General features: G+C 70.1%; 21 protein-coding genes and 4 tRNA genes. 14 read left to right on the top strand and 11 right to left on the bottom strand.

The window, feature by feature from the left end:
- The first annotated feature begins 54 nt into the window (after positions 1-54).
- Entirely contained in the window at positions 55-1,170 is a 1,116-nt protein-coding gene (locus IM767_RS09200; RefSeq protein WP_109212202.1) for an alkaline phosphatase family protein, read from the top strand.
- Between the two features lie 46 nt (positions 1,171-1,216).
- On the opposite strand, the gene sepH is transcribed toward IM767_RS09200, so the two are convergent.
- Positions 1,217-2,260 carry a septation protein SepH gene (sepH, locus tag IM767_RS09195; protein ID WP_109212201.1) on the bottom strand — a complete coding sequence of 348 codons (1,044 nt, stop codon included), beginning with the start codon at positions 2,258-2,260 and terminating at the stop codon, positions 1,217-1,219.
- 262 nt (positions 2,261-2,522) lie between these two features.
- Between sepH and IM767_RS09190 the strand changes: the two genes are divergently transcribed.
- Positions 2,523-2,816 carry a DUF4193 domain-containing protein gene (locus tag IM767_RS09190; protein WP_109212200.1) on the top strand — a complete coding sequence of 98 codons (294 nt, stop codon included), beginning with the start codon at positions 2,523-2,525 and terminating at the stop codon, positions 2,814-2,816.
- Here the strand turns inward: IM767_RS09190 and IM767_RS09185 are convergent.
- A complete protein-coding gene (locus IM767_RS09185) occupies positions 2,791-3,294 on the bottom strand; it encodes a DUF3093 domain-containing protein (RefSeq protein WP_109212199.1) in 504 nt (167 codons plus the stop codon). The two genes, IM767_RS09190 and IM767_RS09185, sit on opposite strands and share 26 nt — an antisense overlap.
- 12 nt (positions 3,295-3,306) lie before the next feature.
- Here IM767_RS09185 and dut point away from each other — a divergent pair, with 12 nt between their 5' ends.
- From dut to dxs, 5 genes are all read left to right on the top strand, one after another.
- Positions 3,307-3,828 carry a dUTP diphosphatase gene (gene dut, locus IM767_RS09180; RefSeq protein WP_194398846.1) on the top strand — a complete coding sequence of 174 codons (522 nt, stop codon included), beginning with the start codon at positions 3,307-3,309 and terminating at the stop codon, positions 3,826-3,828.
- On the top strand, positions 3,825-4,424 hold the full coding sequence (locus IM767_RS09175; protein WP_109212197.1) for a DUF3710 domain-containing protein: 600 nt from the start codon (positions 3,825-3,827) through the stop codon (positions 4,422-4,424). The genes dut and IM767_RS09175 overlap by 4 nt, the downstream gene beginning before the upstream one ends.
- Complete coding sequence (locus IM767_RS09170) at positions 4,421-5,212, top strand: DUF3159 domain-containing protein (protein WP_109212196.1); 792 nt, start codon at positions 4,421-4,423, stop codon at positions 5,210-5,212. Before IM767_RS09175 ends, IM767_RS09170 begins: the two co-directional genes overlap by 4 nt.
- A gap of 88 nt (positions 5,213-5,300) precedes the next feature.
- Positions 5,301-8,180, top strand: coding sequence for an aconitate hydratase (locus IM767_RS09165; RefSeq protein ID WP_194398845.1), 2,880 nt, complete (start codon positions 5,301-5,303; stop codon positions 8,178-8,180).
- A 97-nt stretch (positions 8,181-8,277) separates the two neighbouring features.
- Entirely contained in the window at positions 8,278-10,236 is a 1,959-nt protein-coding gene (dxs, locus tag IM767_RS09160) for a 1-deoxy-D-xylulose-5-phosphate synthase (RefSeq protein ID WP_109212194.1), read from the top strand.
- Here the strand turns inward: dxs and IM767_RS09155 are convergent.
- The 5 genes from IM767_RS09155 to IM767_RS09135 all read right to left on the bottom strand — a co-directional run bounded on the left by IM767_RS09155 (position 10,233) and on the right by IM767_RS09135 (position 16,122).
- Complete coding sequence (locus IM767_RS09155; RefSeq protein ID WP_162564408.1) at positions 10,233-10,820, bottom strand: hypothetical protein; 588 nt, start codon at positions 10,818-10,820, stop codon at positions 10,233-10,235. The two genes, dxs and IM767_RS09155, sit on opposite strands and share 4 nt — an antisense overlap.
- Before the next feature lie 88 nt (positions 10,821-10,908).
- Entirely contained in the window at positions 10,909-13,053 is a 2,145-nt protein-coding gene (locus IM767_RS09150; protein ID WP_109212192.1) for a 3-hydroxyacyl-CoA dehydrogenase NAD-binding domain-containing protein, read from the bottom strand.
- Positions 13,054-13,061: 8 nt separating this feature from the next.
- A complete protein-coding gene (locus tag IM767_RS09145; protein ID WP_109212191.1) occupies positions 13,062-14,267 on the bottom strand; it encodes a thiolase family protein in 1,206 nt (401 codons plus the stop codon).
- Positions 14,268-14,339: 72 nt separating this feature from the next.
- A complete protein-coding gene (locus IM767_RS09140; RefSeq protein WP_109212190.1) occupies positions 14,340-15,539 on the bottom strand; it encodes a ribonuclease D in 1,200 nt (399 codons plus the stop codon).
- Entirely contained in the window at positions 15,532-16,122 is a 591-nt protein-coding gene (locus IM767_RS09135; protein WP_109212189.1) for a DUF3000 domain-containing protein, read from the bottom strand. The genes IM767_RS09140 and IM767_RS09135 overlap by 8 nt, the downstream gene beginning before the upstream one ends.
- A 25-nt stretch (positions 16,123-16,147) precedes the next feature.
- On the opposite strand from IM767_RS09135, the gene IM767_RS09130 reads away from it, so the two are divergent.
- Positions 16,148-17,377, top strand: coding sequence for an alpha/beta hydrolase (locus IM767_RS09130; protein ID WP_109212188.1), 1,230 nt, complete (start codon positions 16,148-16,150; stop codon positions 17,375-17,377).
- Positions 17,378-17,389: 12 nt separating this feature from the next.
- Here IM767_RS09130 and IM767_RS09125 read toward each other — a convergent pair whose 3' ends face one another.
- Together IM767_RS09125 and IM767_RS09120 are read right to left on the bottom strand one after the other, a co-directional pair.
- On the bottom strand, positions 17,390-17,827 hold the full coding sequence (locus IM767_RS09125; protein WP_109212213.1) for a SufE family protein: 438 nt from the start codon (positions 17,825-17,827) through the stop codon (positions 17,390-17,392).
- A 35-nt stretch (positions 17,828-17,862) separates the two neighbouring features.
- Positions 17,863-18,768 (bottom strand): sulfurtransferase, encoded by a 906-nt coding sequence (locus IM767_RS09120; protein WP_109212187.1) that lies wholly within the window; start codon positions 18,766-18,768, stop codon positions 17,863-17,865.
- Between the two features lie 206 nt (positions 18,769-18,974).
- On the opposite strand from IM767_RS09120, the gene zapE reads away from it, so the two are divergent.
- The 3 genes from zapE (at position 18,975) to IM767_RS09105 (ending at position 22,084) form a co-directional block, all read left to right on the top strand.
- Positions 18,975-20,003 (top strand): cell division protein ZapE, encoded by a 1,029-nt coding sequence (gene zapE, locus IM767_RS09115; RefSeq protein ID WP_109212186.1) that lies wholly within the window; start codon positions 18,975-18,977, stop codon positions 20,001-20,003.
- A gap of 181 nt (positions 20,004-20,184) precedes the next feature.
- Positions 20,185-21,453: an ammonium transporter gene (locus IM767_RS09110; protein WP_194398844.1), complete on the top strand. Its 1,269-nt coding sequence runs from the start codon at positions 20,185-20,187 to the stop codon at positions 21,451-21,453.
- A 100-nt stretch (positions 21,454-21,553) separates the two neighbouring features.
- Positions 21,554-22,084 carry a type II toxin-antitoxin system PemK/MazF family toxin gene (locus IM767_RS09105; RefSeq protein ID WP_239453213.1) on the top strand — a complete coding sequence of 177 codons (531 nt, stop codon included), beginning with the start codon at positions 21,554-21,556 and terminating at the stop codon, positions 22,082-22,084.
- Positions 22,085-22,132: 48 nt separating this feature from the next.
- Here the strand turns inward: IM767_RS09105 and IM767_RS09100 are convergent.
- Positions 22,133-22,205: transfer RNA gene (locus IM767_RS09100), tRNA-Val, on the bottom strand.
- Positions 22,206-22,362: 157 nt separating this feature from the next.
- Here IM767_RS09100 and IM767_RS09095 point away from each other — a divergent pair.
- The 3 genes from IM767_RS09095 to IM767_RS09085 all read left to right on the top strand — a co-directional run bounded on the left by IM767_RS09095 (position 22,363) and on the right by IM767_RS09085 (position 22,664).
- Positions 22,363-22,435 (top strand) — tRNA-Gly (locus tag IM767_RS09095).
- A 53-nt stretch (positions 22,436-22,488) separates the two neighbouring features.
- Positions 22,489-22,562, top strand: a tRNA-Cys gene (locus IM767_RS09090).
- Between the two features lie 27 nt (positions 22,563-22,589).
- Positions 22,590-22,664, top strand: a tRNA-Val gene (locus tag IM767_RS09085).
- 112 nt (positions 22,665-22,776) lie between these two features.
- On the opposite strand, the gene IM767_RS09080 is transcribed toward IM767_RS09085, so the two are convergent.
- Entirely contained in the window at positions 22,777-22,992 is a 216-nt protein-coding gene (locus IM767_RS09080; RefSeq protein WP_109209489.1) for a KTSC domain-containing protein, read from the bottom strand.
- Positions 22,993-23,030 lie beyond the last annotated feature (38 nt).

The raw sequence follows: 23,030 nt of genomic DNA, 5'->3' as shown, positions 1-23,030 counted from the left end.
TCGGGTGACGGCGGGAGCGAGGGGGCGCGGTCGCGGTGTGCGAGACTGGCCCCGATGTCCCTCAGCCTACCCGCGGACCCGCCGCGCGCCCGGAGCCTCACCCGTGTCGTGACCGAGATGTCGGCGGCGCTGAGCGGCGGATCGGAGTGGTTCGCACCGGCACGCAGCGCCATCGTGTGGGTGATCGACGGCCTGGGCGCGCACAACCTGTCCGCGCGGGCCGGCCACGCGCGCTTCCTCGCCGAGGCGAGGGGGAAGAAGGACGCCGCGCGCACCGTGTTCCCGTCGACGACGGCGGCCGCACTCACGAGCCTGCTCACCGGCGCGCTTCCCGGAGAGCACGGGATCGTGGGCTACCGCGCCCGGGTCCCCGGTACCGATGACGTCGTCAACCAGCTGCGCGGGTGGGACAATGAGGGTCTGCCGCTGTCCTTCCAGCGCGCGGCCCCGCTGTCGTCCACCCTCGGACGCCCTTTCTTCGCGGTGTCCCGCGACGAGTACGAGCGCACCGGCTTCACCGTGGCGACGCTCGGCGAGGCCGAGTTCCATGGCGCCGACGACCTCGACGATCGCGTCGAGCTGGCGGCCGAGCTCGCGGCGCGGCATCCGGGATCCCTCACGTATCTGTACGCCCCCGAGCTCGACGGCATCGGCCACAAGCGCGGCTGGCAGTCCGACGAGTGGGTGGCGGCGCTGGAACGGGTGGATGCCGCGGCCCGGCGGCTCGCGACGGCCCTCGACCCCCGCACCGGGGTCGTGGTCACCTCCGATCACGGCATGATCGACGTGCCGCGGCACCGCCAGCTGCTGCTCGAAGACGGCGACGCGCTGCTGGAGGGGATCCGGCTCATCGGCGGCGAACCGCGCATGCTGCACCTGTACGCCGAGCCCGGGCACGCGGACGCCGCGCTCGCGCGGTGGCGTGAGTCGGAGGCAGCCCGCTCGTGGGTCCTCTCACGGGCCGAGCTGGAAGCCTCAGGGCTCGTCGGGGCGGTCGATCCGGCGGTCGCCGGCCGATTGGGCGACATCATCGTGGCCGCGCGGTCCGGCGTCGCGTACTACGATGACCGCCTCGCCGACAAGGCGCCGCAGAAGATGATCGGGCAGCACGGGTCGCTCACCGACGAGGAGCGGGTGGTGCCGCTCATCCGGCTCGGCGCGTTCGCGTGATCCAGCCACCGGCGCACCCCGCGCCCCGCGTGTTCGATCCGGCGGATCAGTCCTCGGAGCGTGCGCCGAAGACGATCTCGTCCCACGACGGCATCGACGTGCGTCCCTTGCGGCGCCCTGCTTCGGCGACGGCCGCCGGGGTCGGCGCCTTGTAGTCGGATGCCGCGGGCTCCTCTTCCGCCGCCGACTCGTCGTAGCCGGGCTCGAGCGCGTCGAAGAGCGCGACCGGAGCGGAGCCGCGGGACGCCGCCGCGGCCTCCTCAGCGCCCGGCAGCGGCTCGCGCTGGCCGCGTCGCCGGCGCAGCGCCTCGAGCAGGTCGGCCGTCTCGGCCGACGTCGCCAGGGGCGGGTCGCTCGCCCGCTTGATGGCCGCCTCCTGCACCGCCGGGGCCGCGGGAGCGTGGATCTCCGGCGATTCGATGTCGGCGTCGGGCAGCCGGCGAGGACCGAACGCGCCGCTGTCGAAGCGGGAGTCGTCCTTGGGGGGAACGGAATCCAGCGCACGGAGCCGCGGGATGAGCCCCTCGGGCAACGAGCCCTGGCGCGACAGCTGGATGGCGTCGGCGTTCAGCGGCGAAAGCGTGCTGCGCCGCGGGTCGAAGCCCCATCGCGCGTCGTGGCCGATGTCGTTGGAGGTGAACTCGAGCTTCACCGTCCAGCCGGTCTGCTCCTTCCAGCTGGTCCAGCGCTCGCCGATCGCGCCGGCCTCGGCGAGTTTCGCCCGCACCGCGGAGCCGAACGTGGTCTGGCCGTCGCCGTCGAAGTCGCCGCCGAGGAGCACGGGCACCGCCAGGGCCTGGCCGACGACGTGCTCGCGTTCGGCGAGCACGGGACCCTCGAACCGCACCACATCCTCCACCCGCGCGCCGAGCAGCTCCGCCACCTCTCGCGCGGACAGGCCGGACCGGATGTGCGCCTGGATCTCGCGCGGGCTCGGGCGGGGCGTCTGGGGCTCGGCCTCGCGCTCGCGCCGGGCCTTGCGCAGCTCGACACGGAGCACGTCGTCGACGTCGAGCGAGAATCGCTCGCCCGACTCGGTCGCCAGGATGAGCTTGTCGTCCTCGGTTCCGATGACCTTGAGCTGTTCCATGCGGACGCTCCCTGCTTCTCGTGCCGGCGCTCGGCTGCGCTTTGTCGAGCGGACTCAGGCTTTCGAGCCCGCCTGTCCGCCCCATGCTGTCACAGCGCAACGGGAGGGCCGGGAATATCCCGCGCGTGCCGCGAGTTTCACGCGAGCGCACGGCGTGGAAGACGTCGGATCGCATTTGCGAAAAGAGGAGGCGTCGTGCAAACTATCGCCGCCCGCAAGGGCGAGCGCAACCGCGAATACCCGGAAGTTGAGATCTTCACGCATGGCCACCGATTACGACGCCCCCCGCAAGACCGAGGACGACAGCGAGTCGATCGAGGCGCTCAAGGAGCGCGTTCCCGACAAGCTCTCGGGCGCGGTCGATGTGGAGGACGCCGACAACCCATCGGGCTTCGAGCTCCCCGGTGCCGACCTCTCGGACCTCGAGCTCGACGTCGTCGTCCTCCCCGCTCAGGAGGACGAGTTCACCTGTTCGAACTGCTTCCTCGTGAAGCACCGCTCGCAGCTCGACCACGAGACCGCTGACGGGCCTATCTGCTCGGAGTGCGCCGCGTGAGCTGAGCCCGCCGCACAGCGGCGGCAAGTCGATCCGGCGTCCGCGAGGAGATCACCCACGCGGTCGTCGGATCGTCCGCATCCGTCACGGGGATGACGACGACTCCGTCGATCCCGCCTCGGATGAGATGCCACGACCGCGGGTGAAGGCCCGCCCCGCGCGCGTGTCGCGCATCGTCACCGAGGTGCACCTCGGGCGCCCCGAGGAATCCCACGTCGATGTGCGCCCGGCCGGCGCGCAGCTCGCCGTCGCGCACCTCGACGATCGGCGCCGCCGCGATCAGGACCGCGATGAGAAGGATGCCGACACCGGCGCCCACCAGCAGCGCGACCGTCGTGTCGATCGGGGTGACGACCAGCGCCGCCATCGGCGCCGCGACGGCTGCCGCGACGAGGATCCACAGCGAGGGCCCGAGCCGCTCCCGATAGCCGTCGGTGCGGACGCTGCGGGCACCGGCATGACGCATTGAGTTCTGCATTACCCTCGTTGGGTGACTGAAACGGTGGACGTCCCCATTATCGCCCCCGATGTTCCGGTGTACGCGCACCCGGGGGATGCGGGAGCCGACCTCGTCGCCGCCGAGGCCGTGCGTCTCGAGCCAGGCGACCGCGCGCTCGTCGGAACCGGAGTTCGCATCGCGCTCCCCGAGGGTCACGTGGCCTTCGTGGTGCCGCGCAGCGGCCTGGCCGCCAAGCACGGCATCACCATCGTCAACGCCCCCGGCACGATCGACGCCGGTTATCGCGGCGAGATCAAGGTGATCCTCCTGAACACCGACCGCGACCACGCACACGACATCTCGGTGGGCGACCGCATCGCTCAGCTGATCGTGATGCCGGTGCCTCGCGCCGTATTCCTCCCTGTCGAAACCCTGCCCGACAGCGTGCGGGGCGAGGGCGGCTTCGGCTCCACGGGCTACGACGGGGGCGCGGCGGAGCCGACGACGAGCGCCGGTGAGTTCTCGCAGGGGGCTTCCCGCGACCAAGACGAAAAGGACGGAGTCCTGGCATGACCGATGCCTCCACCCCCGAAGGGCCTCGCAAGGTCGCACCCGACGACCGCGCGACCACCGGCCCGTTCGACGAGTCCGAGGCCAACCCGGTGCGGCCGTACATCGACCTCGGCGGGATCAAGATCCTGCCGCGCGAGGGCCTGAACCTGCGCCTCGAGGTCGAGGAGCAGACCAAGCGCATCGTCGCTGTCGGACTGGACTATTCCGGCTCGACCCTGCAGGTGCAGCCGTTCGCGGCACCGCGCTCGGCAGGGCTGTGGGACGAGACCCGCGAACAGATCCGCCAGCAGATCCGCCAGCAGGGCGGGCGGGTCGAGGAGCGTGAGGGCCCGCTCGGCCCCGAGCTGCTCGCCGAGGTCCCCGTGGTCGCCGGACCCGACGGCACCGCCGGCAAGCGCCTGGCGCGCTTCGTCGGCGTGGACGGGCCCCGCTGGTTCCTGCGCGGCGTGATCGGCGGCTCGGCCACGGCCGACGTGGAAGCGGCGGCCGCCGTCGAGGATCTGTTCCGCTCGATCGTGGTCGTGCGCGGATCCTCCCCGATGCCTCCGCGCGACCTGATCCCGCTGCGGATGCCGGCGACGCCGGGCACGGCGTGAGCGACACCTCTCGCCCCGGCGACGCGGCGGATCGCCCCGCGGACGACCGCATCGTCCCCTCGGACGGGACGACGGATGCCGCACCCTCGGCATCCGAGGTGCTCGGCGCCGCACTGGGCGACGCCGCGCGTCGCGCGGGTCTGGATCCGGCGGAGGGCAAGAGCACCGGACACGTCGTCTGGGCCGCGATGGGCGGCTGGCGCGGCATCCTCGAGTCCGTCCTTCCGGGCGTCGTCTTCCTCGTCGCGTGGACGGCGACCTACGACCCCGACCCGGATGTGCGCTCGGGCAATCTCCTCCTGAGCCTCGGGCTCTCGGTCGGGCTCGCCGCGATCTTCACCGTCGTGCGCCTCATCCAGCGACAGTCCGCGAGCGCGGCCATCGGCGGCCTGGTCGCCGCCGCCGCAGCCGCAGGACTGTCGCTGTGGACGGGCAGGGGAGAGGACAGCTTCATCCCCGGCTTCCTCACCAACACCCTCTACGGCACGGCGTTCCTCGTGTCGGCGCTGGTGGGCTGGCCCCTCATCGGCCTCGCCGTCGGATTCCTCATGGGGGAGGGCACCGCCTGGCGGGCCGACAAGCGCAAGCGTCGCGTCTTCTTCTGGCTGTCGATCGCGTGGGCGGGCCTGTTCGCGCTGCGACTGATCGTGCAGGTGCCGCTCTACTTCGCCGGCGACGTCGCCGCGCTCGGCACCGTGAAGCTGATCATGGGGCTGCCGCTGTTCGCGCCGATGATCGCGGTCACATGGCTCGCCGTGCGTGCGCTCTACCCTCGCGCTCCGAAGTGATACATTTATCTTGACATCAAGATAGTTTTCCTCCGAACCGTTAGGTCGACCTCACTAGCCGAGGGCTTCGGCGCGGGGGAAGATGGGGATGCCGGACTCCGGCACGATCCCGCCGCCGACGAAGGAGACAGACGTGTCCACGGTTGACAGCTTCGGTGCGAAGAGCACCCTGACGGTCGGCAGCACCGACTACGAGATCTTCCGCATCGACACGGTCGCGGGCTACGAGAAGCTCCCGTTCAGCCTCAAGGTGCTGCTGGAGAATCTGCTGCGCACCGAGGACGGTGCCAACGTCACCAAGGAGCAGATCCAGGCACTCGGCTCGTGGAACCCCGACGCCGATCCCGACACCGAGATCCAGTTCACGCCGGCACGCGTCGTGATGCAGGACTTCACCGGCGTGCCCTGCATCGTCGACCTCGCCACCATGCGCGAGGCCGTCACCGCCCTCGGTGGCGACCCCAGCAAGATCAACCCGCTCTCGCCGGCCGAGATGGTCATCGACCACTCGGTCATCGCCGACCTGTTCGGCCGCGAGGACGCCCTCGAGCGCAACGTCGAGATCGAGTACGAGCGCAACGGCGAGCGGTATCAGTTCCTCCGCTGGGGCCAGACGGCGTTCGACGACTTCAAGGTCGTCCCGCCGGGCACCGGCATCGTGCACCAGGTGAACATCGAGCACCTCGCCAAGGTCATCTACGACCGCGAGGTGGGCGGCGTGCTCCGCGCCTACCCCGACACCTGCGTCGGCACCGACTCGCACACGACCATGGTCAACGGCCTGGGTGTGCTCGGATGGGGCGTCGGCGGCATCGAGGCCGAGGCCGCGATGCTGGGCCAGCCCGTCTCGATGCTCATCCCGCGCGTGGTGGGCTTCAAGCTCACCGGCTCGATCCCCGCCGGCGTCACGGCGACCGACGTCGTGCTCACGATCACCGACATGCTGCGCAAGCACGGCGTGGTCGGCAAGTTCGTCGAGTTCTACGGCGAGGGCGTCGCCTCGGTTCCGCTGGCGAACCGCGCCACGATCGGCAACATGAGCCCCGAGTTCGGCTCGACCGCCGCGATGTTCCCCATCGACGACGTCACGCTCGACTACCTGCGCCTCACCGGCCGCGACGAGCAGACCGTCGCGCTCGTCGAGGCGTACGCCAAGGAGCAGTCGCTCTGGCACGACCCGGCCCGCGAGCTCGTCTTCAGCGAGTACATGGAGCTCGACCTCTCGACGGTCGTCCCCTCGATCGCCGGCCCCAAGCGCCCGCAGGACCGCATCCTGCTCTCCGAAGCGAAGGCGCAGTTCGAGAAGGACATCGTGAACTACGCGACGGCCTCCACCTCGGACGACATCGTGGACCTCGAGTCGAAGCACTCGTTCCCGGCATCCGACCCCGGCGCCGTTCCCGGCGAGGAGGAGCCGACCACCCGCCCGGTCCACATCAATAGCGGCGCGCCGGCATCCGCCTCCAAGCCCGTCAAGGTCACCACGCCCGACGGCGAGGCCTACATCCTCGACAACGGCGCTGTGACCCTCGCGGCCATCACGTCGTGCACGAACACCTCCAACCCGTCGGTCATGATCGCGGCGGGCCTGCTGGCCAAGAAGGCCGTCGACAAGGGCCTCAAGCGCAAGCCGTGGGTCAAGACGACGCTCGGCCCGGGCTCGAAGGTCGTCACCGACTACTACGAGAAGTCGGGGCTCGACAAGGCGCTCGAGGGACTGGACTTCTTCACGGTCGGCTACGGCTGCACGATCTGCATCGGCAACTCGGGTCCGCTCATCGAGGAGGTCTCCGAGGCGATCAACGAGCACGACCTCGCCGTGACGGCGGTGCTCTCGGGCAACCGCAACTTCGAGGGCCGCATCAGCCCCGACGTGAAGATGAACTACCTCGCCTCGCCGCCCCTCGTGGTGGCGTACGCGCTGGCGGGCTCGATGAACTTCGACTTCGAGACCGACCCGCTCGGCAAGGACACCGACGGCAACGACGTGTTCCTCAAGGACATCTGGCCGTCGCCGGATGAGGTGCAGCAGATCATCGACACGTCGATCTCGCGCGAGCAGTTCATCACCCAGTACGCCACGGTGTTCGAGGGCGACGAGCGGTGGAAGAACCTGCCGACGCCGACCGGCCCCGTCTTCGAGTGGGACGAGGACTCGACCTACGTGCGCAAGGCGCCCTACTTCGACGGCATGCAGATGGAGCTGACCCCGGTCACCGACATCACCGGCGCGCGCGTCATGGCGACCCTCGGCGACTCGGTGACGACCGACCACATCTCGCCCGCGGGGAACATCAAGGCCGGCACGCCCGCCGCGCAGTACCTGACCGAGCACGGCGTCGCGCAGAAGGACTTCAACTCCTACGGCTCGCGCCGCGGCAACCACGAGGTCATGATCCGCGGCACGTTCGCGAACATCCGCCTGAAGAACGAGCTGGTCGCCGCCGTCAACGACGGCCAGATCGTCGAGGGCGGCTTCACCCGCGACTTCACCCAGGAGGGCGGCCCGCAGTCGTACATCTACGACGCCAGCCAGAACTACCAGGCGCAGGGCACCCCGCTCGTCGTGTTCGGCGGCAAGGAGTACGGCTCCGGCTCATCGCGCGACTGGGCGGCCAAGGGCACGAGCCTGCTGGGCGTGAAGGCGGTCATCACCGAGAGCTTCGAGCGCATCCACCGCTCCAACCTCATCGGCATGGGCGTCGTCCCGCTGCAGTTCCCGGCCGGCGAGAGCTGGAAGTCGCTGGGCCTGGACGGCACCGAGATCGTCTCGATCGAGGGCCTGGAGCAGCTCAACGAGGGCGTCACCCCGAAGACGGTGCGCGTCACCGCCGAGCCGAGCGAGTTCTCTCCCGAGGGCAAGCAGACGGTGGCCTTCGACGCGGTCGTGCGCATCGACACGCCCGGTGAGGCGGACTACTACCGCAACGGCGGCATCCTGCAGTACGTGCTGCGCTCGCTGGTCTGACAGCTGATTCACGGGGGACCGGATGCCGCGGCATCCGGTCCCTCCCTCATGCCGCGGGTAGACTTGCAGGGCCCTTCCGGGGCCGAACAGGAGGGGGATGTCGTTGCTGTCGTCCATCACCGGACCCCGCGACCTCGACGCGCTGAGCCTCGATGAGCTCGAGCAGCTCGCGGAGGAGATCCGCGGCTTCCTCGTCGAGAACGTCGCACGCACAGGCGGTCACCTGGGCCCCAACCTCGGCGTCGTCGAGCTGACCATCGCGCTTCATCGCGTGTTCGACTCGCCGAACGATCCGATGATCTTCGACACCGGGCACCAGTCCTACGTCCACAAGCTGCTGACCGGTCGCCAGGACTTCTCGAAGCTCCGGGCCCGCGAGGGGCTGGCCGGCTACCCCCAGCGGTCGGAGAGCCCCCACGACGTCGTCGAGTCCTCGCACGCGTCGAGCTCGCTCAGCTGGGCGGACGGCGTCTCGCGCGCGCTGACGCGCACCGGCCGCAAGGACCGGCACGTGGTGGCCGTGGTCGGCGACGGCGCTCTCACCGGCGGCATGACGTGGGAGGCGCTGAACAACATCTCCGACGACAACGACCGCAACCTCGTCATCGTCGTCAACGACAACGGCCGCTCCTACGCCCCGACGATCGGCGGCATGGCGCGCTACCTCAATCGCGTGCGCACCGCCGACTCGTACCGCAACCTGCACCGCGGCTCCGACACGCTCTTCCGCAAGCTCGGCCCGGCGGCCCGCGCCGTGTACCGCGGAGTGCGAGGCGGCACCCACGGCTTCCTGTCGCGGTTCACCAACAACGCCGCCCTGTACTCGAACCTCGACATCAAGTACCTCGGGCCCGTCGACGGGCACGACCTGCCGACGCTCATCGAGACGCTCGAGCTCGCCAAGGAGTACGGCGCGCCGGTCATCGTCCACGCCATCACCGAGAAGGGCCGTGGCTATGCGCCCGCCCTCTCGGACGAGGCGGACCAGTTCCACGCCGTCGGGAAGATCGACCCGATCACGGGTGAGGCGCTGGGCGCGTCGGGAGGCGTCGCGTGGACCGATGTGTTCGCCGACGAACTGGTGACCGTCGGCGAGCAGCGCGACGACGTCATCGCGATGACCGCGGCGATGCTGCGCCCCACCGGCCTGCTCCCGTTCGCGCAGCGATTCCCCGACCGCGTGTACGACGTCGGCATCGCCGAGCAGCACGCCGTGGCCTCCGCAGCCGGGCTCTCCTTCGGCGGCCTCCACCCGGTGGTCGCGATCTACGCGACCTTCATGAACCGCGCGTTCGACCAGGTGCTGATGGATGTCGCGCTGCACCGCGCCGGAGTCACATTCGTCCTGGACCGCGCGGGGGTCACCGGGCCCGACGGTCCCAGTCACCACGGCATCTGGGACCTCGCGATGCTCCAGATCGTGCCGCACATCCGGATCGCCGTGCCCCGTGACGAGGTGCGCCTGCGCGAAGAGCTGCAGGAGGCGGTGGCCGTCGACGACGCGCCCACAGTGATCCGCTTCCCGAAGGGCGGCGTGAGCCCCGAGCTGCCCGCCGTCGAGCGGCTGCGCGACGGCGTCGACGTGCTCGTCCGCTCCGACGCCCAGGATGTGCTGCTCGTCGGCATCGGGCCGATGGCGCACATCGCCGTCGACGTCGCCGAGCGTCTGCGGGCGCAGGGGATCGGCGCCACCGTGGTCGACCCCCGCTGGGTCGTGCCGGTGCAGCCGTCGATCGTCGAGCTCGCGGCATCCCATCGCCTCGTCATCACCATCGAGGACGGCATCCGTGTCGGCGGCATCGGCACGCGTGTACGACAGGTGCTGCGCGAGGCGGGCGTGGACACGGCGGTGGACGAGCTGGGCGTGCCCGACGAGTTCATCGACCACGCGAGTCGCGAGCAGATCCTGGAGGATGCCGGCCTCACGGCCGCGAAGATCGCGCAGGACGTCGTGGCACAGGTGCTCGGCACGCGCATCCCGGTGGCTCGCGGCGCCCACACCAGCGAGATCCCGACGCTGCCCGACCTGGCCCGTTCGCGCGAGGAGCGCCGTTAGAGCGCGTCCTCGAACGCCTCGTCGGTCCCGATGGGACTGCGCGGCTCGGCGGGCGGCAGCGCGCGCCGTGCATGACGAGACGCCCGCCACCAGCCGAAGAGCACGGACGACGTGGTCACTCCGAGCGTGATCGGCAGCAGTGGGCCGAGGAAGGCCGTCGACCAGTTCGCGGATGCGATCGCGAACACGAGCAGTGCGAGAAGGCCGATCGCGGCGCCGAGCGCGGCCCACGCCCAGAGGTGCGCGGCGACGGAGCGCACTCTCCGTAGCCGCCGGGAGAGCGCCCACGCGACGGGCAGACCAGCGAGCACGACGAGCATCGACACGCCCAGGCCGACGATGGCGCTCGTTCCGACGACGAGGATCCAGAGCCAGAGGGCCGAGACGACGTAGCCTGCGTCGCGGGCCAGGGCTTCCGAGGCTGCCGGGGTCACCGCCGCGATGACGACGACGAGCAGGAGCACGTTGAAGGCGAGCAGCGCCCACAGCGCGCCGCGCAGGACCTCTTCGCGAGTGGCCGCCATCGGCTCGGCATCCGTGCGCGGGGAAGCATTCTCCGCCGTCTCGCGATGTGGTCGCCGCACGCTCCGAGCCTATGCCCGCCCGCGCGGAGAAACGCAGGGGCGCACCCACCGAGGAGGATGCGCCCTCGCGTTCACGCGCGGTCCGGGCTCAGCTCGCGATGCCCTTGATCACCGGGTGGTGGAAGGTGCCGCCGAAGACGCGCTCCGACGCCCCCTCGCGGTCGAGATACGGCGAGGCGCCGCCGTCGATGAAGGGCCAGCCGGCGCCGAGGATCAGGCACAGGTCGATGTCCTGCACCTCGGGGACGACACCCTCGTCGAGCATGATCTTGATCTCCTGGGCGAGGCCGTCCTGCACGCGCCGGAGGATCTCATCGGCCCCCGCCGGCGACGAGCCCACCGCGGGCCTGAGCACCTTCTCCGCCGCCTTCGTCCACCCGGTCACGCGTCCGCCCTTGTCCTTCTCGACGACCTCGGGCAGTTCTGCGAGGGCGTGGAAGTTCTCGTTCGCGTAGAACCGGTCGGGGAAGGCACGCACCATCGTGTCCTGAACGTGGGCGGCGACCTTCCAGCCCACGAGATCGATGAGCTGGAACGGACCCATCGGGAGACCCAGCGGCGCGAACGCCTTCTCCACCTCGGCCACCGGGGTGCCCTCGTAGACGGCGCGCGCCGCCTCGCCCATCACCTTCGCCAGCAGACGGTTCACGACGAAGCCCGGGGCGTCGGCGGTGAGGACCGCGTTCTTGCCCAGGTTCTTCGCGACGACGAACGCCGTGGAGAGTGCGGCGTCGGAGGTAGCCGGGGTCTTCACGATCTCGATGAGCGGCATGACCGCCACCGGGTTGAAGAAGTGGAAGCCGACGAGACGCTCGGGGTGGCTGAGCTTCGCACCGATCTCCTCGACCGACAGCGAAGAGGTGTTGGTGGCGAGGACGGCGTCCTCGGCGATGATCTGCTCGATCTCGCCGAACACCTGCTGCTTCACGCCCACCTCTTCGAACACGGCCTCGATCACGAAGTCGCAGTCCGCGTAAAGGCTCTTGTCGGTGGTGCCGGTCACAAGCGCACGCAGCTTGTTGGCGCTGTCGCCGTCGAGGCGGCCCTTGGCCTCGAGCTTGCCGATCTCGTCGTGGATGTACGCCACGCCCTTGTCGACGCGCGCCTGGTCGAGGTCGGTGATGAGCACGGGCACCTGCAGCTTGCGTACGAACAGCAGCGCGAACTGGCTGGCCATGAGGCCGGCGCCGATGATGCCGACCTTGGTGACCTTCTTCGCAAGCTCCTTGTCAGGGGCGCCCACGGGACGCTTGGCGCGCTTCTGCACCAGATCGAAGGCATACATCGATGCCGCGAACTGGTCGCCGGTGACGAGCTCGGCGAGGGCCTCGTCCTCACGGGCGAAGCCTTCGGCCTTCGTGCCGCTCTTGGCCTTGTCGAGGAGGTCGAGCGCCGCGTACGGCGACTTCGGCACGGTGCCGATCTTCGACTCGAGCATGCCGCGCGCCATCTTGATCGCGATCGGCCACTTCGTCAGGCGCTCGATCTTGCCGGGCTCGTTCTTGCGGTCGACCTTGATCTTGCCGCCGAGGACGCCGTCGGCCCACGCCAGGGAGTCCTCGAGGTAGTTCGCGGCCGGGAAGATCGCGTCGACGACGCCGTAGTCGAACGCCTGCTGCGGCTTGAGCATCCGGTTCTGCTTGAGCGGGTTCGAGATCACGACCTCGAGCGCGTTCTCGATGCCGATCAGGTTCGGCAGCAGGTACGCACCGCCCCAGCCGGGGATGATGCCGAGGAACACCTCGGGCAGCGCGATCGCCGCGGCCGAGGCATCCACCGTCCGATAGGTCGAGTTGAGCGCGATCTCGAGACCGCCGCCGAGCGCGAGCCCGTTGACGAAGGCGAAGGTGGGCACGCCCAGCTCGGACAGCTGGCCGAACACCTTGTGCCCGAGCTGCGCGACCATGCGGGCGTTGTCCTTCGAGCCGACCTTGCTGATGTCGGACAGGTCGGCGCCGGCGGCCAGGATGTACTGCTTGCCGGTGATGCCGACGGCCTGGATCTCACCGGACGCTGCACGAGCCTTCAGGGCCTCGAGCGTCTGGCCGAGCTGGAACATCGTCGCCGGCCCCAGGGTGTTGGGTCGCGTGTGGTCACGGCCGTTGTCGAGCGTGACGAGCGCCAGCACCTTTCCGGAGGCGAGGCGGATGTCGCGCACCCGCGAGTGCGTGATCACCTCGCCGTCCGTCATGGCGAGGATGGGGGAGAAGTCGATGTCGTCGTAGTTCGTCATGCCGCGCTTTACTTCCGCTTCTTTCCGTCGAAGTGGGGGTTCTCCCAGATGACCGAGCCGCCCTGGCCGAGGCCGACGCACATCGCGGTGAGGCCGTAGCGGACGTCGGGGCGCTCGGCGAAGTGCGCCGCGAGCTGGATCATCAGGCGCACGCCCGAGGCCGCCAGCGGGTGGCCGAACGCGATCGCGCCGCCCCACGGGTTGACCCGTGGGTCGTCGTCGGCGATGCCGAAGTGGTCGAGGAGCGAGATCACCTGGATCGCGAAGGCCTCGTTCAGCTCGAACAGGCCGATGTCGTCGATCTTGAGGCCGGCCTTCTTCAGCGCCTTCTCGGTCGAGGGGATCGGACCGATGCCCATGATCTCGGGCTGCACGCCCGCGAACGCGAACGAGACGAGCTTCATCTTGGGCTTGAGGCCCAGTTCCTTCACGGCCCCGCCGCCGGCGAGCAGCGACATCGTCGCACCGTCGGTGAGGGGCGAGGAGGTGCCGGCGGTCACGCGACCGTGCGGGCGGAACGGCGTCTTGAGGTTCGCCAGGTCTTCCATCGTGGTCTGCGGCCGGCGGCCCTCGTCCTCGGTGGCCAGTCCCCACGAACCCTCGGCGTCCTTGATCGCGACGGGCACGAGGTCGGACTGGATCTTGCCGGCGTCGTAGGCGGCCTGCACCTTGTGCTGGCTCAGCATGCCGTACCGGTCCGAGCGCTCCTTGGTCAGGTGCGGGAAGCGGTCGAAGATCCGCTCCGCCGTCACGCCCATGTTGAGCGCGCCCGGGTCGACCATCTTCTCGGCGACGAACCGCGGGTTCGGGTCGGCGTTGCCGCCGATCGGGTGGTGGCCCATGTGCTCCACGCCGCCCGCGAGGGCGAGGTCGTACATGCCCATGCCGATGGAACCGGCCATGGTCGTGACGCTCGTCATGGCGCCCGCGCACATGCGGTCGATGGCGAACCCTGGCACCGTCTGGGGGAGCCCGGCGAGGATCGCCACACTGCGTCCGAGGGTCAGGCCCTGGTCGCCGGTCTGGCTCGTCGCGGCGATCGCGACGTCATCGATGCGGTCCTTGGGAACGCCCGGATTGCGCTCCATGAGCCCGATCGTCGCCTTGACGGCGAGGTCGTCCGCTCGGGTGTTCCAGTACATGCCCTTCTCGCCGGCGCGCCCGAACGGGGTGCGCATGCCATCGACGAAGAAGACGTCCGAAATCTCGGCCACTCTGCCTCCAAAAGTTGGGATGACGCCAGCCTAGGAGGGCCGCGGAAACGGCCGGAATCGGGTGGGGGAAACCTACGAAGCGGTTTCCGACGCCTCCGACACCGCTTGCACGGATCCCACAAAGGCATCGGCGATCACCTGTGCAGTCTGCGCAACCTGCCAGGATCGCGCGCCGAGCGCGAGGAGCGCTTCGCCGACGGATGCAGCGGTGACGGGCTCCGGCGGAGCCCACGCCACGCGGCGCAGCAGCTCGGGGGTGAGCAGGTTCTCCGTCGGCATGCGCAGTTCCTCGGCGCGCTGCTCCACGAGGGGACGAGCCGCCTTGAGCCTCGCATCGGCCTCCGGGTTGCGATCCACCCAGGCGCGAGGCGGCGGGAGCGTGTCGCCGCCGCTCGCGCGCTCGAGGGGGAGCTGCGTGACCGCGCGTCCGGCTTCGATCGCCGCCCACCAGCGGTCCAGCTGCGAGCGGCTCGCACGGCCGGTGAACTCCTTCACCGCCGCCAGTGCGCTCTTGGTCTTCGGGTCGGCGAGCACCGCGGCCACCAGCGCCCGGTCGGGCACGAGGCGGCCGGGCGCGACGTCCTCCTCGCGCGCGTACTCCTCGCGCGCAGTCCACAGCTCGCGAGCGACGGCGAGCGCCTTGCGACCGCGGACGGTGTGCAGGCCCGACAGGCGGCGCCACGGCTCCTCCCGCGGCGGCTTGGGCTCGCGCTCGAGCACCGCGCGGAACTCCTCCGCGGCGAACTCGGTCTTGCCCTGCTCCACGAGCTCTTCGACCAGCTTGTCGCGGACGTCCACGAGGTGCTCGACATCCAGCGCCGCGTACTCCAGCCATGACTGGGGCAGCGGCCTGGTCGACCAGTCCGAGGCGGAGTGGGCCTTCGCCAGCGTGATCCCGAGCGTGTCCTCGACGACGGCGCCAAGACCGACCCGCTCGTGGCCCAGGAGCCGTGCGGCCAGCTCGGTGTCGAAGATCGTCGCGGGCTCCAGGCCCAGCTCGCGCAGCGACGGCAGATCCTGGCTTGCGGCGTGCAGCACCCACTCCTGCGCGCCGATGGCATCCTCGAGGGCGCGGAAGTCGCCGATCGGCGGGGGATCGAAGAGGAAGACGCCGGCACCGCGGCGGTACACCTGCACCAGGTACGCGCGCTGGGAGTACCGGAAGCCCGAGGCGCGCTCGACGTCGACCGCGACCGGGCCCTCTCCGTCGGCGAGGCGGCGCGCGGCATCGGCGACGCCGCCGACCTCGTCGATGACGTCGTAATCAGCCACGTGGCGACCTGCGAGAACCGAGCATCGCGATCCCTTCCGAGCCGGGCGGGAGTCCCGCCAGCATGCAAACCAACTCCGCCCATGCTTCCACGTGCGGAGCGATCGCGCCTTCCGGTGACCAGGAGGCCCGCAATTCGATCTGCGCCCCGTCTCCTTCCGCGGCGAGACTCCCGAATCCCTTGGACAGGGTCTTCGTGGCGGTTCCGGATGCCGAGTGGAAGCCGGCACGGCGGGACTCCAGCGCGTCGGTCAGCCAGGTCCACGCGACGTCGGCGAGAAGGGGGTCGACGCCGATCTCGGGCTCCAGCGGCGCCTGCGCGAAGCACACGATGCGCCACGGTCCGTTCCAGGGCGCCGGCTCCTCGGGGTCGTGGAGGAGGACCAGGCGCCCGGTGCCGTAGGGCGACGCCGCGTCGTCGGGGGAGGAGCGCACGTCGCCGGCGATCGCCAGCGCGTGGGGCGCGAGCCCCTGCGGCGCGGTGATCTCGCGAACCGTGAGGTCGTCGCGGAAGCGGATCTCGCGCACCGACTCGGCGGCCTGCTCGAACGAGCCCGGGGCCGCGGGGGGACGCTGCTCTGCCACGCGGACAGACTAGAGTGATGCCTCGATGGTCGACTCCAGGCGCGCCGCGATGGGCGGCGCAACCCGCAGTCCTGCACGGGGGTCCAGGACTCCCGCTCTCGTCGCCGGGGTGAAGGCCGCGCTCACGGTGCTGAGTGTGGCTCTGGCCGGCGTGCTCGGCGCCCTCGCCGCCGGCTCGGTGCTCATGGCCCGCAAGGTCGTGACGCCCGCGCGTCGCGAGCACGACACGCGCATCCTGGCGCTCGACACCGCGGCGCAGACGATCACGCTGTCGCGCACCGCAGACACCGGGCTTCCCGGACGCTACGGGCTGTTCACCAGCGGCACCTCCGACTACATCAAGCTCGGCTCCGTGCTCTCGGAGGACGCCACGAGTGTCAAGCGCAAGCTGCTGACCCACATCCCCTCCGACGCGCGCCTGGAGCCGGAAGCCGCATTCAGCGGGTGGTACTACGACCGCCCCGAGCAGCTTCACCTGCCTTTCACGCCCGAGCTGATCGGGTCGACCGTCGGCCCCTGCCCGGCGTGGCTCTTCGCCGCGGGCACCGGGGAGACCTGGGTCATCCAGGTGCACGGACGCGGGACGACCCGCGCGGAGTGCCTCCGCGCCGTCCCGGTCTTCCACGCCCTCGGCATCACGTCGCTCGTGGTCTCGTACCGCAACGACGGCGAGGCGCCGCGCAGCCGCAGCGGCACCTACGCGCTCGGGGCGACGGAGTGGCGCGACGTCGACGCAGCGGTCGGTTTCGCCCGCCGGCGCGGCGCGCGCCGGATCATCATCATGGGCTGGTCCATGGGCGGCGCGATCGCGCTGCAGCTCGCGCTCAACTCGGCGCACGGCGACGCGATCGCCGGTCTCATCCTCGAGTCCCCGGTCGTCGACTGGCGAGTGGTGCTGGCGTACCAGGCGCGCGTCGAGCGCGTGCCCCTGCCGGTCAGCCGCCTGGCGATCGAGGCCCTGCAGAACGAGTGGGCCGCCCCGTTGACGCGCACCGGCGCGGCGATCCGCCTCGACCAGCTCGACGTCGTGGCGCGAGCGGCCGAGCTGCGGCATCCGGTCCTCATCCTCCACAGCGACGACGACGGATTCGTCCCGTCCGACGCCTCCCACGACCTCGTCGCCGCCCGGCCCGACCTCGTCGAGATGCAGGTGTTCGAGGTGGCGCGGCACACCAAGCTCTGGAACTACGACCAGGAGCGGTGGAGCGACAGCATCAGCACCTGGCTGCGCGCACAGGGGATCGTCCCGGCGTAGCGACGTTCGGCGTCAGGCGGACTTGGTGCGCACCTGGCGCTGCGCGCGCAGCAGCATGCCCGTCATGCCCGAGATCCGCAGCGGCGAGACCACTCGGGTGAGGCCCAGCGTCTGGGGGTAGTCCACGGGCACGGCCAGCACCTCCGCGACCGTCAGCCCGGTGAGCCCCTGGGCGAGGATGCTCGCGAACCCGCGGGTGGTCGGCGCCTCCGGCGGCGCGGTGGCGTGCATCGCGACAATGCCCTCGGGGTCGACGTCGACGACGATATAGACCGGGGACTGGCACTCGACTACGCGCTCGCACAGCTCCGGATGGCCCTCGTACTCCGCCGGGATGGGCGGGAGCTCGTACGAGTACTCCAGGAGAAGCTGCAGCCGGTCGGGTTCGGGCAGCTCGAGGAACTCGTCGCGGATCTCGGCGAGGCGGTCGTGCAGGGCGGCGTCGGTCATCCCGTCCATTTTCCCATGCCGACGGATGCCGCGGCTCAGCGCGCGGGCGCCTCGCCGGGCTCTGCGCCGGAGACGATCGGCACCCGGACCGCGCTGCCCCACTCGGTCCACGAGCCGTCGTAGTTGCGGACGTCGTCGAACCCGAGGAGGTGCTTGAGCACGAACCAGGTGTGGCTGGAGCGCTCGCCGATGCGGCAGTACGCGACGATCGCGTCGTCGTCGGCCAGGCCGACCTCCCCGCGGTAGATGGCGTCGAGCTCGGCTCGCGTCTTGAATCCGCCGTCAGGCGCGACCGCGCGCGCCCACGGGACGCTCTGCGCGGACGGGATGTGGCCGGCGCGGAGCGCGCCCTCCTCGGGATACGCGGGCGCCGAAGTGCGCGTGCCGTCGTACTCCTCGGGGGAGCGGACGTCGATGAGCGGTCCGCGGCCGAGGTGCGCCAGCACGTCGTCCTTGTACGCCCGCAGCACACTGTCGTCGCGCTCCACCACGGGGTATTCGGTCGGCGCCGGGGTCGAGGCATCCGTCGTGATCGGCCGCCCCTCGGCGATCCACTTGTCGCGCCCGCCGTCCAGGAGCCTGACGTCTTCGTGCCCGAAGAGGGAGAACACCCACAGCGCGTACGCGGCCCACCAGTTGTTCTTGTCGCCGTAGATCACCACGGTGTCACCGCGCGAGATGCCCTTGCGGCTCAGCAGCGCCGCGAAGCCCTCGCCGTCGACGTAGTCGCGCACGACCGGGTCGTTCAGCTCGGTGTGCCAGTCGACCTTTACCGCCCCGGGGATGTGCCCCGTCTCGTACAGCAGGACGTCCTCGTCGGACTCCACCACGACCAGGCCCGGCTCACCCAGATGCGCCTCCAGCCAGTCGCCGGTGACGAGCCGACCGGGCTCTGCGTACTCGGCGAACTTCTCGGACGAGGTGTCGGTCTCGATGGCCATGGCGTCTCCTGGATTCGGGGTGCGAGGCGGGCGGCGGTCATCCGGTGTCAAGCGGGACCTGCCGCGCGCGGGCGACGGTTAGGGTTGAACCGTCGCCTCCGACCTTAGATTCCCAGCCGGACGAGCACAGCACTCGAGTAAGACTCCGTCACAGCCGCACGCAGGACTCCGTCACAGGCAGTCCCTCACTCCGACACAGGACCCGCATGACCGTCTCCGCCACCCGCACCGGCGTCGTCCACCTCGCGGAGCGCGCCCCGCAGCTCGCCGGCGCCGAGATGGTCGCCGCGCTGGTTCCGCCGCCGCAGTTCGCCGACGCGACCTTCGAGACGTATCGCGCCGATCCGGCCTACCCGTCGCAGCAGGCCGCGAAGGATCTGCTGCAGGCGTTCTCGGGCAGCGCGGCGCCCGCCAAGGGCGGTCTGTTCCGCCGCGCCAAGCGACCGGAGCTGAAGCCGGGCGTGTACCTCGACGGCGGCTTCGGCGTCGGCAAGACCCACCTCCTGGCGTCCGTCTACCACGCGATGCCGGCGCGCAGGAAGTACTTCGGGTCGTTCATCGAGTACACCGCGCTGGTGGGTGCGCTGGGCTACCAGAACACCGTCGAGCTGTTCCGCGGCTCGGACCTCCTGTGCATCGACGAGTTCGAGCTCGACGACCCCGGCGACACGATGGTCATGACACGCCTGCTGGGCGAACTCGTGGCATCTGGAACACGGCTGGCTGCGACATCCAACACCCCTCCCAACGCACTGGGCGAGGGGCGGTTCGCCGCGCAGGACTTCCTGCGCGAGATCCACGCGATGGCCTCGAGCTTCCAGACGATCCGGATCGACGGCACCGACTATCGTCACCGCGCGGTGGACGGCCACGCCGTCGTGCTCGACACGCCGCAGTACGAAGCGGCGATCGCGGATGCCGCAGCCGCGGGTCTCGCGTCGGACGACACCTTCGACGCGCTCATCGCCCACCTCGCGCACGTGCATCCGTCGAGGTACATCCGACTGATCGAGGATCTGTCGCTCGTGGGACTGCGCGAGGTGACGCCGTTCACCGACCAGTCCGCGGCCTTGCGGTTCGTCGCCTTCATCGACCGGGTCTACGACGCGCAGCTGCCGATCCGCGCGACCGGCACCTCGCTGGATCTCGTCTTCCCCGAGGAGATGCTGGCCGGCGGCTACCGCAAGAAGTACCTGCGGGCGATCTCCCGGCTCGTCGCCTCGACACTGGCCTGACCGGGCGACTCGCGCCGGATTCGCGGCACGCATTCGGCGCGCCGAAACACGATGTTTACGTACGCACGCCTCGCGTAACGAAGGGGAAACACGGCTCGTCCCGCTGCCGAAACGGGGCGTCGTCACACTGAGGGAACCCGACGCTACACCTGCGTCACCCGCAGAGAGGTTCTCCACCGAGATGGATCAAGGCAACACCGCATTCATGCTCATCGCGGCCGCGCTCGTCTTGTTGATGACGCCCGGTCTCGCGTTCTTCTACGGCGGCCTGGTCAAGGCCAAGAGCGTCATCAGCATGATGATGCTGAGCTTCGGAGCACTGGGGCTCATCGGCGTGCTGTGGGTGATCTACGGCTACGCAATCGCCTTCCCCAGCGCCGACGGACTCGTCGCACCCTGGTCGATCGACTGGTCGGCCATCGGACTGACCAGCCTGCTCGAGACGCCTGAGGGCGCCGCCTACCCGCCGCTGGCCTTCGTCGCCTTCCAGGCCACGTTCGCCATCCTCACCGTCGCGCTGGTCTCCGGCGCCATCGCCGACCGGGCGAAGTTCGGCTCGTGGATGATCTTCGCCGCGATCTGGGCGACGATCGTCTACTTCCCGGTCGCCAGCTGGGTCTTCAACTTCGGCCTCGCCGAGGACGGCAGCTTCGCCTACGGCGGCTGGATCACCTACGGCATGCAGGAGTGGTTCGGCGTCGGTGCGATCGACTTCGCCGGCGGCACCGCTGTGCACATCAACGCCGGTGCGGCCGCGCTCGCACTGGCCCTCGTGCTCGGCAAGCGCCTCGGCTTCCAGAAGGGCGTCCACGTCCCGCACAACCCGCCGTTCGTGCTGCTGGGCGCGGGCCTGCTGTGGTTCGGCTGGTTCGGCTTCAACGCCGGCTCGGAGCTCGCCGCCGACGGGACCGCCGCGCTCGCGTTCGTGAACACCATCGCCGCGCCCGCCGCCGCCCTGCTCGCCTGGCTCGTGGTCGAGAAGGTCAAGGACGGCAAGCCGACCTCGGTGGGCGCCGCCTCGGGCGCCGTCGCCGGTCTGGTCGCCATCACCCCGGCCTGCGCGTCGCTCACCCCGATCTGGGCGATCGTCCTCGGCCTCGTCGCCGGTGCGGTCTGCGCCCTCGCGATCGAGCTCAAGTACAAGTGGGGCTTCGACGACTCGCTCGACGTGGTGGGCATCCACCTGGTCGGCGGTCTCATCGGAACGCTGTACCTCGGCTTCTTCGCCAACAGCACCGGCCTCATCTACAGCGGCAACCTCACGCAGCTGCTCGTGCAGGCGATCGCCGCCGTCGCGGTGCTGGTCTACTCGTTCGTGCTGGCGTACGGCATCGGCTTCGTGATCGAGAAGACGCTCGGCTTCCGCGTCAAGAACGAGGACGAGGTCGCCGGCATCGACACCGTCGTCCACGGCGAGGAGGGCTACGTGCTCGAGGGCTCGCGCGCCTGAGACATCCGGCACGGCCCGAAGGGGCGTCGCGGTTCCCCCCACCGCGGCGCCCTTCGCCGTGTGCGGCCGGGTTCACCCGGGCGCTCCTAGGATGACGACTGTGACTCAGCGAAACGGGCTGCGCGGCATCCTGAGCGGCCTCTTCCGGCCGCAGCGCGCCTCCCGCCCCTCTCCGCCCGCCTCCGCGCCCAGACCGCCGCTCGAGAGCCGCAGCGGCGCCACCGCCACCGTGGAGGTGGCCCCGCCCGCGCGGAACGCGCTGCGCATCACGTACGCGCCCGACCGTGACGGCGACCCGGACGCCGGAGAGATCGTCTGGACCTGGGTGCCTTACGCCGAGAACGACGGACGCGGGAAGGACCGCCCCGTCCTGGTGATCGCCCGGCAGAGCGAAGAGCGCGTGTACGCCGTCCGTCTCACCAGCAAGGCGCACGACGGCGACCGCGACTTCCTCGCGCTGGGCACGGGGGAGTGGGACGCGCAGGGACGCCCTTCGTGGATCGACATCGAGCAGGTCTACAGCGTGCATCGCGCCGGCATGCGTCGCGAGGCGGCGGCACTGGACCTGACCCGGTTCGCGCGCGTCGCCGACGCCTTGCACCGCCGCTACGGCTGGGACGTCGGCAGCTGACGAGAACGAGAAGACCCGGCCACCGAGGTGGCCGGGTCTTCCTGTCGGTGGGCGATACCAGACTCGAACTGATGACCTCTTCCGTGTGAAGGAAGCGCGCTACCAACTGCGCCAATCGCCCGTGCCCCCGAGGGGGACGAGTAACGATACTAGCGGATGCCGGAGGCTCGCTCGAACCACATCGGTGTGACACGCGCGGGGTGCGTCCGGTTTTGCATGACGCCGAGGATCGGCTAAAGTCTTTCAAGTGCCCGGGGTGCGAATCCCGGAAACGAAATGCGGATGTAGCGCAGTTGGTAGCGCATCACCTTGCCAAGGTGAGGGTCGCGAGTTCGAGTCTCGTCATCCGCTCGAGTGCAGGGATCTCCTCCGGAGATCACGGCACGTGGGGTCAAACCACACGCGGTGGCGTGGCCGAGCGGCTAGGCACCGGCCTGCAAAGCCGTTTACACGGGTTCGAATCCCGTCGCCACCTCCACTCCCGGTCCCGACCGGAGCTCGACTCGGGCGATTGGCGCAGCGGTAGCGCGCTTCCCTGACACGGAAGAGGTCACTGGTTCGATCCCAGTATCGCCCACCACCTGAAACCCCCGGTTCTCCGGGGGTTTCGTCGTTCGCGGCGTCAGCCGCGATGCGACACCCGCAGGCGGCCGCGAGTCGAGTCCCGCAGCGCAACTTGTGCGAAGCGCTGCTCAGCGCCGGATGTGCTCGTCGGGATAGACGTGGCGGATGCGCTCCGCGAAGAACCGCCCGGCGCTATCGGCCGCGAGCAGACCGCGGTGGACCGACGGCGGAACCGCGTAGTACCGGTAGAGCTCGCCCGACGTGAACGCGATCTCGAGCACGGCGGTATCGGGGTCGTAGCCGACCGAATCGATCGCCGACGAATCGACGTGCTCGCGTCTCATCCCCTCGACCCTACGTCGACCCGGTGCGTTCCACGGCG

Source organism: Microbacterium ureisolvens (genome assembly GCF_015278315.1).
Taxonomy (GTDB): Bacteria; Actinomycetota; Actinomycetes; order Actinomycetales; family Microbacteriaceae; genus Microbacterium; species Microbacterium ureisolvens.
Note: the sequence above shows the minus strand (reverse complement) of the source record. Positions and strands in the feature narration are given on the sequence as shown.